Raw genomic sequence first — 13,009 nt, forward strand, 5'->3', positions numbered from 1 at the left:
CACGGTACCTCGGACCTACTTCCGCGTAGGCGCGAGTTGCTTCGTGAACAGGACTTTCCCGGTCGCGTCGCACAGGTTCACGGTCAGCTCGCCGGAGCGTCCGTCGATGCGGACCTCGCCGAAATGCTGGTACTGCGCGTCCAGCGGCGAGGTGTTCGGCGCGGGCGGCGCGTGCACGAACACCGCCTCCGGTCCGAAGGTGGGATCGAGCTCGTTCGGCCCGAACGCCCCGGCGTTGAGGGGACCGGAGACGAACTCCCAGAACTCGTCGAAATCGGGGAAGGCGGCGCGGGCGGGCGAATAGTGGTGCGCCGCCGTGTAGTGCACGTCGGCGGTGAGCCAGACGACGTCGGCGACCTTGTTCGCCTTGATCGCCGTGAGCACCTGGGCGATCTCGGTCTCGCGGCCGCTCGGCGCGCCGCCGGCGGCGTTGGCCGGGCCCTCGAAGGCGGTCTTGCCGTCGGGGACGATCAGGCCCAGCGGCAGATCGGCGGCGACGATCTTCCAGGTGGCCTTCGAATCGCGCAGGCCGGCGATGAGCCATTCGGTCTGGGCGGCGCCCAAGACGGTGCCGCGCGGTGCGGTGTTGGCGCCGTTGGCGTCCTTGTAGGCGCGCATGTCCAGCACGAAGACCTCCAGCAGCGGACCGTAGGAGATCTTGCGGTACAGGCGGCCGTCGACGGCTTCCGCGGGCTCCAACGGCATCCACTCGTGGAAGGCCTGCCAGGAGCGCGCGGCCAGGGTGTCCATGCTGCGCTCGGTGTAGCCCTTGTCGGCGGCCACGGTGCCGCCGGGGTACCAGTTGTTGGTGGTCTCGTGGTCGTCCCACTGCACCACCTGCGCGACGGCGGCGTTGAAGCGGCGGTAGTTGTCGTCGGTGAGGTTGTAGGCGTAGTTGCCACGGAACTGGTCGAGGGTCTCGGCGGGCGCGTTCTTGGCCTCGGCGGTGATGTTCTTCCAGACCCGGCCGTCGGGCAGCGTCACCGATTCCTTCAGCGCGTTGTCGGCGTAGATGCAGTCGCCGGAATGCAGGAACAGATGCGGGTCGCGGGCGGCCATGGCGGAGAAGACCTGCATGCCGCCCAGGTCGGGATTGATGCCGAAGCCCTGGCCCGCCACGTCACCGGACCACAGCAGGCTGATGTCGGCGGGTGCGGTCGGAGCCGTGCGGAAGACGCCCGTGAGGGTTTCCGAGCTCGCGCCGTCCTCGCCCTCCAGACGCACCCGGTAGTGCACGAGCTGACCGGCGGGCAGGCCGTTGACGCGCACCCGGCCGGTGCCGTCGGTGGCCGGGGTGAGCAGCGGACCGGTGAAACGCTTGACGTCGCCGAACTTCTCGGTCGCCGCGGTCTCCACGACCAGGGTCGCGGGCCGGTCCGAGCGCGCCCAGATGAGCGCGCCGTCGCTGCGCGGGTCGCCGACGGCGATGCCGTGGGTCAGTGTGGGCCTGGCCCGCACCAGGCCGGGGCCGTCACCGTCAGCGCACGCGGCCAGCGCGGGCGTGGTCACCAGACCGAGGGCGGTGGCGCGCAACAGGGTGCGCCGGGACATCGCGAAATCCGATCGAGCCATGGGCCTCACGGTGCATCGCCGGACGGAACACCGGGACGCGCGCGCGGCAACGCCACATGAACGGTGTCGTACGGATGGCTAACGGTCTCCGCCGCGCTAAGCCGCCCGCTGACCTACAAGCCCGCGGCGGCGGCGGTCTCCGGGTACCAGCGGGTGCACTCGGCGCGCAGCGGGACCTCGGTCTGGAGCTGGCACAGGACGGCGACACCGCCGAGGAAGGATCGCAGGATGGGGGTGTGGCCGGGCGGCATCGTCAACTGGCGCAACACGTTCGACAGGCGCAGGTCGGTGGCGAGGCGGACCTGGGTGCGCAACCAGTCGGCGGAGAGCGGGTAGGTGGGGGCCAGCAAGGCCTCGCGCACAGGGCGCAGGCGGGCGGCCACGGTGGCGATGTCGAGGTCACGGCCCGGGGCGACGAAACCGTGGCGGCGGATGGCGGCCTCGAGATCGGCGGGGGAGTCGGCGATCACCGCGGCGCCGACGTCGCCGGCGACATCGAGGAAGGCGGCGGGCCACGGCGTGCACGCGCCGAAGTCGACCACGCCCAAGCGGCCGTCGGGCATCCGCAGGAAGTTGCCGGGATGTGGGTCGCCGTAGACCAGACCGGCGCGGGCGGGCGCGGAGAACAGGAATCGCAGGATCAGCACGCCGAGCCGGTCGAGCTCGGCCGCCTCGCCCCGGACGATCAACCGTGACAGCGGGACACCGTCGAGCCATTCGGTGACCAGGACGTCGCCGCGCTGGGCGATCACCCGGCTCACCACCACATCGGGATCGTCGGCGAAGGCGGCCGCGAACACCCGCTGGTTGGCCGCCTCGCGGGCGTAGTCGAGTTCGGCGTTGATCTCCTCGCACAGCGCCTCGATCACCGGGCGGGTGTCCGCGCCGGGCAGCAGCGCCGTGAACAGCGGTGTGGCGCCGCGCAGGGCCTGCAGATCGGCCAGGACCGCCCGACGCGCACCGGGGTACATGACCTTGACCGCGACCGGGGTGCCGTCGTGCCAGCGGGCGCGATGGACCTGGCCGACCGAGGCCGCCGCGGCGGCGCGGTCGTCGAATTCCAGGAACAGCGAACGCCAGTCGGGGCCGAGCTGCGTCGCGAGTTCGCTGTGCACGGCGGCGGGCAGCATGGCGGGCGCCGAGTCGTGCAGCCGCGCCAGCGCCTGCCGGAACGGCTCGGCCAGATCGGGAGCCAGGCCCAGTTCGAGCAGGCCGAGCAGCTGACCCAGCTTGGCCACGCAGCCCTTGAGCTCGCCGAGCACCTGGAACAGATGCTCGGCGGTGCGGGCTCGGATGTCGCGGTCGACGTCCGCGGGCACCCGCCCGATCGCCTTCTTGCCGAACCCGGCGATGCGGCGGCCGGCGTAGGCGACCGGGACCGCCGCCAGCCGGGCGCCGCGCACGACCTTGCCGGTGGGGGGATGGCCGATCCGCGAATCCGTAGCGGAGCGGGCGAACGGCATCACCCTGCCCTCGGGATCGCGCCCGACCATGTCCACCTCACTGCCCCGCCGGAATGAGTCGACGCCTGCCCGGCGTCGTGTTCTGTGCAGGTTATCAACCGGGGTGGGCGGCGCGTAGCGGGTCGGCGCGGGTAGCTCAGCCGAGCGCGCCGAGCCCGTGCAGGACGCGGTGGATCTCGGCGGTCCAGTCCCGGTGGGCCAGGTGCGCGTAGTCGACCCAGAAGGTGCCGATGCCGTCGCGGTCCTCGCGGAACCAGCCGCCCTCGATGTCGGCTTCCAGGACGACGCTCATGCCGTGCTCGGCGGCGACGAAGGTGAGTTCGAGCTGGTTCACCCGCGGGAAGTGCGGCGAGCGACCGAATTCGATCTCCTGATAGAACGGCAGCAGCTGCGGCGTGCCCGCGATGGCGCCCGCCTCCACATCGGTGCGGCGCAACCCGAAACCCATGCGCCGCACGGCATCCAGCACGACGTGCTGGGCGGGCAGCGCCCCGATGCCGAGCGGGTCGGTATCGGTGGCGTCCACGGCGCCGTGGATGTCGACCACGGTGCGCAGTGCGACGCCGGCGCCCGGCAGGTGGTGACCGTCGAAGAAGGTGATCGGTGTCTCGAAGGGAACCGGTGCGGCGAACCGTAATTCGGCGACCGTGCCCGCGATCAGGGTGAACGGACCGGCCACCCCGGCCCGGCCGAAGCCGTGATCGGTGACATGCTCCTCGCCGTCGGCGTACTCACGCTCGACGCGGGTGACGAACTCGACGGCCACGTGCCCGATCGACTGGTCGACGCGGCCGCCGCGCAGCCGGATCACACCCTCGACGAGCCCGCCGGGTTGTGCACCCGGGGTGAACAATTCGGTTTCCACCTCGGCGCCGCCGACACCGGCCGCGGCCAGCAATTGCTTGAACATGCGAGCAGTCTGGCCGACGGCGCTTACGATCCGCTTACCGTCGGCCGGTGCTGTGGATCAGCTCATCGTGCCGCGGGCACTCAGCCGGCGGCGGTGTCCGGGATGCGGGTGGCCTCGAGCTGACGGTCGGTGGGGGCGACACCCTTCTTGAGGCTGTGCGCGTAGACGTCGACGTATTCCTGGCCGGTCAGGCGCATCAGCTCGTACATCACCTCGTCGGTGACGGCGCGCTCGACGAAGCGGTTGCCGCTCATCCCTTCGTAGCGCGAGAAGTCCAGCGGGGCACCGAACTTGAGGGTGACCCGGTGCCTGCGCCACTTGAACGGTCCGGGCGGGCTCACCTTGTCGGTGCCGATGACGGCGACCGGGATGACCGGGACGCCGGTCTCCAGCGCCAGCCGCGCCATGCCGGTCTTGCCCTTGTACAGGCGACCGTCCGGGGAGCGGGTGCCCTCCGGGTACAGGCCGACGAGCATGCCCTTGTCGAGCAGCTTGCGGGCCGCGTTGAGGGCGTCCTCGGCGGCGGAGGCGCCGCTGCGGTCGATCGGGTACTGGCCGGTGCCGCTGAAGAAGAACTTCTGCAGCCGACCCTTGAGACCGGGGGTGGTGAAGTACTCGGCCTTGGCGAGGTAGCTGATCCGGCGCGGGCTCAGCAGCGGGGCGAACAGCCAGTCCGCGAACGAGAGGTGGTTGCCCGCCATGATCGCCGGTCCGTCGGTGGGCACGTTCTCGACACCCTCGACCACGGGCCGGTTGTATAGATGCATGAACGGTCCCGGGAAGACGAACTTGAGCAGCCAGTAGAACATGGCGTCCTTTCTTCGGACCGGGATCGTGGTGTGCGGCCTCGTCGGAAAACGACTTTACCGCTGGTCGCAGGTCACAACCAACCCAGGACGGTAGCCGCAGTGCATGGTTGTGACCCTCATCTCCCGGTGCGACCCGCCAGCGGCGTGTCGACCGCCGCCCTGGCCAATTCGGCCGCGCCGATCATGCCCGCCGCCTCCCCGAGCTGGGTGGTGCGCAGCCGGGCCAGCGGGCGGTGCCCGGCGCCGGTGACCGCGCTCGCGTAGTGCTCGCGCGCCTCGTCGAGGAACAGCGGCGCCGAACTGCTCACGCCGCCGGCGATCACGACCAGATCGGGATCGAAGAGGTCGCTGACGAAGGCCAGGCCGAGGCCGAGCCAGCGCGCGAAGTCGGCCATCACCCGGACCGCGAGCGGGTCGCCGTCCTGGGCGGCGCCCGCCACCCGGCGGCCGGTCAGCGAGCCGGGATCGCGGATGACATCCTTGGCGAGCACCGAGCGCACCGGATCGGTGGCCAGCAGTTCGATCGCGGTGTCGGCCAGCGCGGTGCCACTGCAGTAGCGCTCCCAGCAGCCGCGTTTGCCGCAGGCGCAGGCGCGCCCCTCCGGCACCACCTGCAGGTGCCCGAGTTCGGGGGCGATGCCGTGGCTGCCGCGATAGAGCTTCCCGTCGATGAGCAGGGCGGCGCCGATGCCGGTGCCGATCGCGACCAGGACCACGGTGTGCCCGCCCGCGGCCGCCCCGAAGCGGTACTCGGCCCAGCCCGCGGCGTTCGCGTCGTGCTCCAGGATCACCGGCAGCCCGAGTCGCGTGGTCAGCCGCTGCGCGACCGGGGCGTCCTGCCAGGGCAGGTGCGGCGCGAACCGGACGGTCGAGCGGTCCTCGGAGATGAAGCCGGCCACGGCCAGGCCGACCGCGGCGATCGGATGCCTGCGCCCCAGCTCGCGGACCGAGCGGTCGATGGCGTCCTCGAGCGCGCGCGCCGCGTGCGGTGTCGGGGACTGCACGGAATCGAGCAGCTCGCCCTCGGCGTCGACGACCGAGGCGCGGATGTTCGTGCCACCGACGTCGACGCCGACGGTGAGCAGGTGCTGACGGTCGATCCCCTGGGTCATCCCCGGATCGTCACCGGAATGTCGACATAACGCGAGCGCGGCGCGCGGGCGGTCCGCGATCGATCGTCGCGGGGACGCTCGGCGGTGTCGGCCCGGGGCGGCGCCGGGGTCGCGAAAACGCCGGTGCCGGAGTCGCTCGGGACCTGCGGTCCTGCGGCGGTGCGAGTCGATGCGCCCTGCTGTCGGGGCGCGGCGTACTCGTCGACCCGGCGCGGCCGGGGAGTGCCCTCGGGGCGGGCCGAACCCCAGCGCAGGCGGGACCGGGCCGCGGTGTCGGAGGGGGCGGTGGCGTGCTGGTCGTCCCGGGACGGGTCCGCGGGCGCGGGGGGCCCCGCGTCGCTGTCCTGCGCCGCGCCGGGGGTCGCGCGGCCGTGGTGCTGAGCTCCGGCGGCGGGCCGGGTTCCGTCGCCGTCGGCGCCGTCGTGCTGTCCGTCGGCGTCGGGGGCCGGCCGGGCGTCGGTGGCGCCGTGCTGGTGCGGCCACGCGGGGTCGTGCGAATCATGGTGTCCGGCAGCGTGTTCGGCCCACTCCGGCGGCAGGACCGGCTCCACGGGGACACCGGCGAGCGCCTCGCGCAGCACCGTCACCATCGAGGTGCCGTGCTCGGCGAGGGCGGCGACCACGTCGTGGTGTTCGCCGCGCACCAGCGCCGCGGCCGCGCAGACCGGGCACCAGGCGCAGCCGCCGAGATCGGCCTGCCCGTCGGCAGCGGTGCGGCGCAGCACCGGTTCGACTCTGGCCAGCAGCACTTCGGCCAGCAGCCGCAGCTCCTCGGTGAACTCGGCGAAGCCGTCGGGGTGGTGGCCGCGGCGGTCGGACTGGGCGTCACTACTCATCTGCGGTGGCCTTCGTGTAGTTCGGATCGGCGGGCCAGACCTGCGGATCGGGCCGGAAGCGGACCACCAGATGACCGTCGTCGAGCTCGGCGCCCGCCACCGTGCAGCGTTGCAGCACCGGCGCGAGCCGTACGCGCGTGCGCACCCCGTCGGCTCCCACGATCAGATCGTCCTCCACTCGGCCCAGCCGCAAGGTGCCGGGATCGACTACCGGCAGCCGCATCCGCATCGCGTACACGGAGTCGACACCGGAGCCCGACTCCCATCGAACCATCGGTTCGCCCGATCGCGCGCTTTGAGCGTGCGGGCCGGGCAGCGTGTCGACCGCGTAGGAGAACGCCGAGAGCGAACTCAGCCCCGCCGGCTCGGCGCCCGCGTGCTGGGCGATCAGGATCGGGACATCGGTGATCTGCTCGTGCAGCCGCGCCACCACCTCGAGCTGCTCGGCGCGACGGTTGAGATACCAGTGCACGGCCGGATGGGCGTTCTCGCCGGGCGGCGGCACCTGCGGCAGCACCTTGTTCACCACGACGGCGTCCAGCCGCAGACCGAGCAGCGCGGCCGCCGAACGCACGCGCCGGGACTCGGCGACGGCCACCTGCTCGGGACCGGTGATCAGCCGGGCGCTGGTGCGGTTGCGGTCGGCGAGCAGGTCGCGAACCCCGGTGACCGCGGCGACGATCCGTTCGACCGTGGCCGCCAGCACCGCTTTGCGCAGATCGGGGCCGATCGCGCTCATCGTGCGTTCGTGGCGCGGCCAGAGCCGTTCCAGATAGGTGAGCAGGGTGTCCGGCGCGGTGACCAGGCGCAGCATGTCGGCCGAGGGCGGGCAGTCGACGACGATGACGTCCCAGTCGTCCTCCTCGGTGTACTGGGCGATCTCCACCAGCATCAGCAGTTCCTGCACGCCGGGCAGACCGGTCAGCTCGGCCGGGTCGATCGCGGTCAAGTCCACGCCGTGATCGTGGCCGCCGCCCTTGGCCAGCATCCGCACCACATCGCGGAACCGGTCCTCGAGCAGGGCGAGGGAATCGATCTCGATCACCTCGAGCCCGGGCGCCACCCTGGCCACCCCGGCGACGGTGCCCGGATCGTGCGGGAAACGGAAGCCGAGCGCGTCGCCGAGCGAATGCGCCTGGTCGAGCGAGGCGATCAGCACCCGCTGTCCGGCGCGGGCGTGGGCCATGGCCGTCGCGCAGGCCAGCGTCGTCTTGCCGACACCGCCCTTGCCGACGAACAGTTCGACGCGGGTACCGCCCGGGGCGCTCAGCCCTCGACCCGCTTCTTCAGTTCCTTCAAGGCCGTATCGGTGATCACCTTCTCGGCCTTCCGCTTGAACATGCCGATCATCGGGATGTTCAAGTCGACGGTCAGCTCGTAGACCACCTCGGTGCTGCCGTCGGGCCGTTCGCGCAGTTCGTAGCTGCCGTCCTGGGCCTTCTGCAGGTCACCGCTGAGCAGCCGCCAGCTCACCGCGTGGCCGTCGGCGCGCCAGGTGTAGGCCAGCACGTAGGTGTCCTTGACGACGCCGGCGTCGAGCACGAACCTGGCGGTCGCCGCCCGCCCGGCGGCGTCGGTGTCGAGCACCTCGACCGACTGCGCGGCCGCGACCCATTCCGGATAGGACTCCAGGTCCGCGATGACGGCCATCACCTGCTGCGACGGCGCCTCGATGACGATCGATCTCTGGGTCCGGTCGGCCATGGCGGACAACGGTTCCTTTCGTGCGGGACGAGCAGTCGGTGCCGGTGGCGTCAGGACGCCGCGGCGACCGCGGGCGCGACGCCGGCGGGTCGGCCTGCCTCGAGTCGAGCCTTCAATTCGAACGACATGTGCTTGCCCGCCACCCGGCGGGCCCGATTCGCCGCGGCCAGCGCGCGCGGGGTCAGCGGCTTGGCGGCGGTGGGCTCGGCGTGGAGGAAGTAGTGCAGGATGGCGCCCTCGGGGACGGCCTCCAGCCACACTTCCATGGTCCCGTCCAGCGGGCCCGCCACCGTCCAGCGGATGCCCTTGTCGCCGCGATCCTCCCGCACGTCGAGACGGAGATCGGGCCACCAGCGACGCCAGTTGTTCGTGGCGCTCAGCACGTCGGCGATCGCGGCGGGCGGCGCCGCGAGAAAGGTCTGATCTGCGACCTGGATACTGCTCACCTCGCTGAGCGTAGTGGACGCCACACCGGACGCGGCCGGGGTGTCACCGCAGCAGCTCCCGCAGCCGGGCGCCCTGACGGTCCCAATGCCAGTTCTGTTCCACCCACGCGCGCCCGGCGGCGCCCATGGCGGCCGCCTTGTCGCGGTCGGTGAGCAGTTCGACGAGGGCGTCGCTGATCTGCTCGGCGGAGCGGCCGTGTACGACCAGCCCGGTCTCGCCCTCCCGCACGGTCTCGGGCGCGCCGCCGGAACTGCCCGCCACCACCGGCACCCCGGTGGCCGAGGCCTCCAGGTAGACGATGCCGAGGCCTTCGACATCCAGGCCCGCGCCGCGGGTGCGGCACGGCATCGCGAACACGTCGGCGATGGTGTGGTGGGCGGCGAGCTCGCCCGAGGGCACCCGACCGGTGAACACCACGGAGTCGGAGACCCCGAGCGCCTCGGCCAGCCCCCGCAGCCGGATCTCGTAGGGGCCACCGCCCGCGATCACCAGGACCGCCCCGTCGACGCGTTCACGGATCTCGCTCATCGCCACGATCAGCATGTCCTGGCCCTTGCGCGGGACCAGGCGCGACAGACACAGCACCGTCGGCCGGTCACCGAGGCCGTAGCGAGCGCGCAGTTCGGCGCGCGCGCCCGGGTCGGGCCGGAACTCGGCCGGATCGACGCCCGGCGGCAGGTACTCGAGCGCGGCGCGCGGACCGAACGCCGAGGCGAACCGGCCCCGGGTGTACTTGCTGACATAGGTGACGACGTCGGTGTTCTCGCCGATCGAGCGCAGCACCTGCCGCGCGCCCGGCAGCATCGACCAGCCCACCTCGTGGCCGTGGGTGCTGGCCAGGATGCGCTCGGCACCCGCGCGGCGCAGCATCGGCGCCATCGCCGCCAGCGGCGCGGCCGCGCCGAACCACACGGTGTCGCAGTCGTGTTCGCGCAGCAGCTTGCCCGCGCGCTTGATCACCCCCGGCGTCGGCAGCATGAGGGTCGTCGGATGGCGAACGACGCGGAACTTCTGCGCGGCGTCGAACTTCTCGTGGCTGTCACCACGCCAGCGCGGCGCGTAGACGACCAGGTCGTCGGGCGGCAGCTGCTCGGCCAGCGCGTGCAGATAGGACTGGATGCCGCCCGGCCGAGGCGGGAAATCGTTGGTAACCAGCAGAGTTCGGGCCATAAGTGAACAACCTAATAGGTGAGTGTCACGGAGTGACTCGATGAGGGGTGGTGGTCGGGCGACGGGTGGGCGAGTGTCACGGAGTGACTCGATGAGGGGTGGTCAGACGGCGCGGCCCCGTAACCAGGCGCGCCAGCCGTCGAGCAGGTCGGTGCGCGAGGTGCCGAGTACGGCGGCGAAGGCGGCGTCCTGGGTCGCGGCGGACTGCGGGCCGGTCGCGAGCCGCTTGTACAGCGCGGTGAGGGCGGCCGGGCCGTAGCGGTCGGCGAGGAAGGCGCAGGCACTCCAGGCCGATTCGTAGGCGTAGGGGGCGTCGGTGCCGGTGAAGTCGGCGTCACCGATCAGATCGGTGGGCAGGGCGCCCGCGCGCAGCCGGGTGGTCAGCGTGGGGGCGATCTGGGAGAAGGTGCTGGCACCCGTGCGCTGGGCGACGTACTCGGCGTAGCCCTCGACCAGCCACAGCGGCGCACCGTCGGCGGTGGCCGCCCTGGTCGCGACGTGGGTCAGTTCGTGGCGCAGCAGCGTCGCCATGCCCTCGTCGCCGACGCGGCGGCGGGCGTCGGGATTGAACACGATCCGCTGATCGGTCGGCCGGGTGCCGGGCGCGTAGGAGCCGGTGAGCGACACCGCGGCCACATCGGCACCGGTCGAGGCGCCCGCCGCCCTGGTGAGCGCGGTGAACTCGGTGGGCGTGCCCGCGACGACGATCACCGGTGCGCGATTCCAGTCGGTGCCCCAGGCGGTGCTCACGTCGGCGATCGCCGGGGCGAGTTCCTGCTCGAGGACGTCGATGTCGGTGCGGTGGCCGGAGTGGGCGACCACGAGCGCGTCGGCCTCGTCGCCCGCGGCGACCCGGCGCACCAGGATCGGCCCGAACGGCTGCAGCTCGCGGCGGACCGGGGTCAGCCGGGGGTCGTCGATGCCCTCGGTGGTGTCGAGTACCTCGGCCTCGTCGGTGGCCAGCTGTAGCGGACCGGCGTTGCGCGGCACCAGGATCAGTGCGACGCACGCCCCGGTCAACAGCGTGACCGAGGCGAGCGTGAGCGCGAATTCGAGGCGGCCGTTGGCCGAGAACCAGGATCGTAGGCCGGAGGTACGGCGGGACGGATCGGTCACCGCCGGCTCAGTATCGCCGGGCCGAGTGGAAGGGGGTGGTGTTGATCGGCGCGACGGCCACCGGGACACCGAAGGTGGAGGCGTGCACCATCATGCCGTTGCCCGCGTAGATCCCGACGTGGGAGATCTCGGGATAGAACAGCACGACGTCGCCGGGCTGCAGGTCGTCCTTGGCCACCGGGGTGCCGAAGTTCGCCTGCTGGGAGCTGGTGCGCGGGACGTTCTTGCCCACCTGCTTGAAAGCCCACTGCACGAGCCCGGAGCAGTCGAACTGGTCGGGGCCGGTGGCGCCCCAGACATACGGGTCGCCGATGCGGGTCAGGGCGGCGGCCAGCGCGCTGGTGCCGCTGCCGGGGACCAGGCCCTGCAGCAGGGAGTCGCGGTCGAAGCCGGGCGGGAAGGGGGAACCGGCCAGGGTCGACTTGTCCTTGGCCGAGAGCGCGCCCCAGGCCTCGACGACCTGGGTGGTGGCCAGGCTGAGATCGTGGCGCTTGCGGTCGACGTCGGCGCGCACGGCCTCGGCGGCCGCGGTCGCGGCGCGGGCGGTGTCGGCGGCCGCGCGGGTCACCGATTCGGCGGCGGTGGCCGCGTCGGCGGCCTTCTTGAACTGGCGCACGCTGTCGGCGGTCTGCTGTGCGAGCACGTCCAGCGTGGACATCTTGTCCAGCAGCTGCTGCGGTGAATTGCTCGACAGCACCGCGAACATGCGATCGGTGCGGGCGCCGGTGTAGGTGGCGATCGCGGTGCGATCGATCATCGGCTGGAACTTGCGGACCTCGGCGCGGGCGGCGTCGGCGACGGCGGTGCTGGCGGCCAGCTTGTCGTCGGCCTCGCGCTGCACGGCCCATTTGGCGTCGAGATCGGACTGCGCGTCGAGCGAGGCCTGGTTGAGCACCTCGGCCTGCCGGGAGAGGTCGATCATCCGGGCGATGGCGTCACCGGCGGTGGTCGGCAGGGCGATCGGGTCGGCGAGGGCGGGGCCCGCGGCGTAGGTGGCGCACACCAGGATCGCGGCGGACATGGCTCCGGCGATGCCCCGCGCAACGCGTGGGTTCCGGTGGTGGTCAGTCACAGTGCGCCGTGCCCCGTTCTCTCGATGTCCGCCGATGCAGCGCCTTACCCGAACCGGATCCTCTCGTCCGGCGAGAAGGTCTCGATCAGGTTACGGAACCGCGTATGCCCGTGTCCAGTAGGCCACGGAGGGGTCACGGTGCGCCCTTCCCCGCGAACGACGCACCGTACCCGTCGATCAGAAGCGGCGAGCGCCCGCGAACGGCATCGAGGAGATCGGCGCCAGTTGGACCGGGGTGCCCGAGGTCGAGGCGTGCACGACGTTGCCGTCGCCCGCGTACAGACCCGAGTGGCCGCCGCCGTAGAACGACACGAGGTCGCCGGGCTGCAGGCTGTCGAGGGAGACCGGGGTGCCTGCGCCGAGCTGGGCGCCGCTGGTGCGCGGCAGCTCCATGCCGGCCTGCCGGTAGGCCCACTGGACCAGGCCCGAGCAGTCGAAGGCGTCCGGGCCTGCGGCGCCGTAGACGTAGGGGGAGCCGACCTTGCTCAGCGCGGCATCGAGAGCGATGTCGGCGGCGGTGGCGCGCGGCGCGGTGAAGGCCTGCGGGACCGAGGGGGTCTCGATGCCGGGGATGCCCTGCGGCAGCGGGATCTCGTTGGGCACCTCGAAGGTGCCGATACCGGGGACAGTGACCGGCGTCGCCGACGCGGGAGCGGCCGGCAGGAGGAACGCGCCGATGGTGGCAGCGCCGACGGCTCCGGCGGCAACGGCTCGCTGCGCCTGACGCTTGACGGTGTTGGTCGCCATGATGCGGGTACTTCCAATCTGCCCCACGACGCCGGGTCCGTATGACGCGGC

At 72.1% G+C, this 13,009-nt stretch carries 13 protein-coding genes; all 13 read right to left on the reverse strand.

Annotation, left to right across the window (positions count from 1 at the left end; genetic code table 11):
- Window positions 1-15 precede the first annotated feature (15 nt).
- The 13 genes from Q7X29_RS03645 to Q7X29_RS03705 all read right to left on the reverse strand — a co-directional run bounded on the left by Q7X29_RS03645 (window position 16) and on the right by Q7X29_RS03705 (window position 12,958).
- Window positions 16-1,572, reverse strand: coding sequence for an alkaline phosphatase D family protein (locus tag Q7X29_RS03645; protein ID WP_316573301.1), 1,557 nt, complete (start codon window positions 1,570-1,572; stop codon window positions 16-18).
- Window positions 1,573-1,685: 113 nt separating this feature from the next.
- On the reverse strand, window positions 1,686-3,065 hold the full coding sequence (locus Q7X29_RS03650) for an ABC1 kinase family protein (RefSeq protein WP_255587321.1): 1,380 nt from the start codon (window positions 3,063-3,065) through the stop codon (window positions 1,686-1,688).
- A 106-nt stretch (window positions 3,066-3,171) separates the two neighbouring features.
- Window positions 3,172-3,945, reverse strand: coding sequence for a sporulation protein (locus Q7X29_RS03655; protein WP_316573302.1), 774 nt, complete (start codon window positions 3,943-3,945; stop codon window positions 3,172-3,174).
- Window positions 3,946-4,025: 80 nt separating this feature from the next.
- A complete protein-coding gene (locus Q7X29_RS03660; protein WP_218717124.1) occupies window positions 4,026-4,754 on the reverse strand; it encodes a lysophospholipid acyltransferase family protein in 729 nt (242 codons plus the stop codon).
- Window positions 4,755-4,870: 116 nt separating this feature from the next.
- A complete protein-coding gene (locus Q7X29_RS03665; protein WP_316573303.1) occupies window positions 4,871-5,866 on the reverse strand; it encodes an ROK family protein in 996 nt (331 codons plus the stop codon).
- Window positions 5,863-6,702 (reverse strand): hypothetical protein, encoded by an 840-nt coding sequence (locus Q7X29_RS03670; protein WP_316573304.1) that lies wholly within the window; start codon window positions 6,700-6,702, stop codon window positions 5,863-5,865. Before Q7X29_RS03670 ends, Q7X29_RS03665 begins: the two co-directional genes overlap by 4 nt.
- The gene (locus Q7X29_RS03675; RefSeq protein ID WP_316573693.1) at window positions 6,695-7,972 is read right to left on the reverse strand and encodes an ArsA family ATPase; all 1,278 of its coding nucleotides are present in this window, start codon (window positions 7,970-7,972) and stop codon (window positions 6,695-6,697) included. The genes Q7X29_RS03670 and Q7X29_RS03675 overlap by 8 nt, the downstream gene beginning before the upstream one ends.
- The gene (locus Q7X29_RS03680; RefSeq protein ID WP_218717271.1) at window positions 7,969-8,406 is read right to left on the reverse strand and encodes an SRPBCC family protein; all 438 of its coding nucleotides are present in this window, start codon (window positions 8,404-8,406) and stop codon (window positions 7,969-7,971) included. The genes Q7X29_RS03675 and Q7X29_RS03680 overlap by 4 nt, the downstream gene beginning before the upstream one ends.
- Window positions 8,407-8,456: 50 nt before the next feature.
- The gene (locus Q7X29_RS03685; protein ID WP_218717270.1) at window positions 8,457-8,852 is read right to left on the reverse strand and encodes a polyketide cyclase / dehydrase and lipid transport; all 396 of its coding nucleotides are present in this window, start codon (window positions 8,850-8,852) and stop codon (window positions 8,457-8,459) included.
- A gap of 43 nt (window positions 8,853-8,895) precedes the next feature.
- Window positions 8,896-10,023 (reverse strand): glycosyltransferase family 4 protein, encoded by a 1,128-nt coding sequence (locus Q7X29_RS03690; protein ID WP_316573305.1) that lies wholly within the window; start codon window positions 10,021-10,023, stop codon window positions 8,896-8,898.
- 102 nt (window positions 10,024-10,125) lie between these two features.
- On the reverse strand, window positions 10,126-11,139 hold the full coding sequence (locus Q7X29_RS03695; protein WP_316573306.1) for a peptidase MA family metallohydrolase: 1,014 nt from the start codon (window positions 11,137-11,139) through the stop codon (window positions 10,126-10,128).
- Between the two features lie 7 nt (window positions 11,140-11,146).
- A complete protein-coding gene (locus tag Q7X29_RS03700; protein WP_218717267.1) occupies window positions 11,147-12,160 on the reverse strand; it encodes an NlpC/P60 family protein in 1,014 nt (337 codons plus the stop codon).
- Window positions 12,161-12,388: 228 nt separating this feature from the next.
- Window positions 12,389-12,958 (reverse strand): C40 family peptidase, encoded by a 570-nt coding sequence (locus Q7X29_RS03705; protein WP_218717266.1) that lies wholly within the window; start codon window positions 12,956-12,958, stop codon window positions 12,389-12,391.
- Window positions 12,959-13,009: the final 51 nt, after the last annotated feature.

It is taken from the genome of Nocardia canadensis, from assembly GCF_032656385.1.
Classification (GTDB): Bacteria; Actinomycetota; Actinomycetes; order Mycobacteriales; family Mycobacteriaceae; genus Nocardia; species Nocardia canadensis.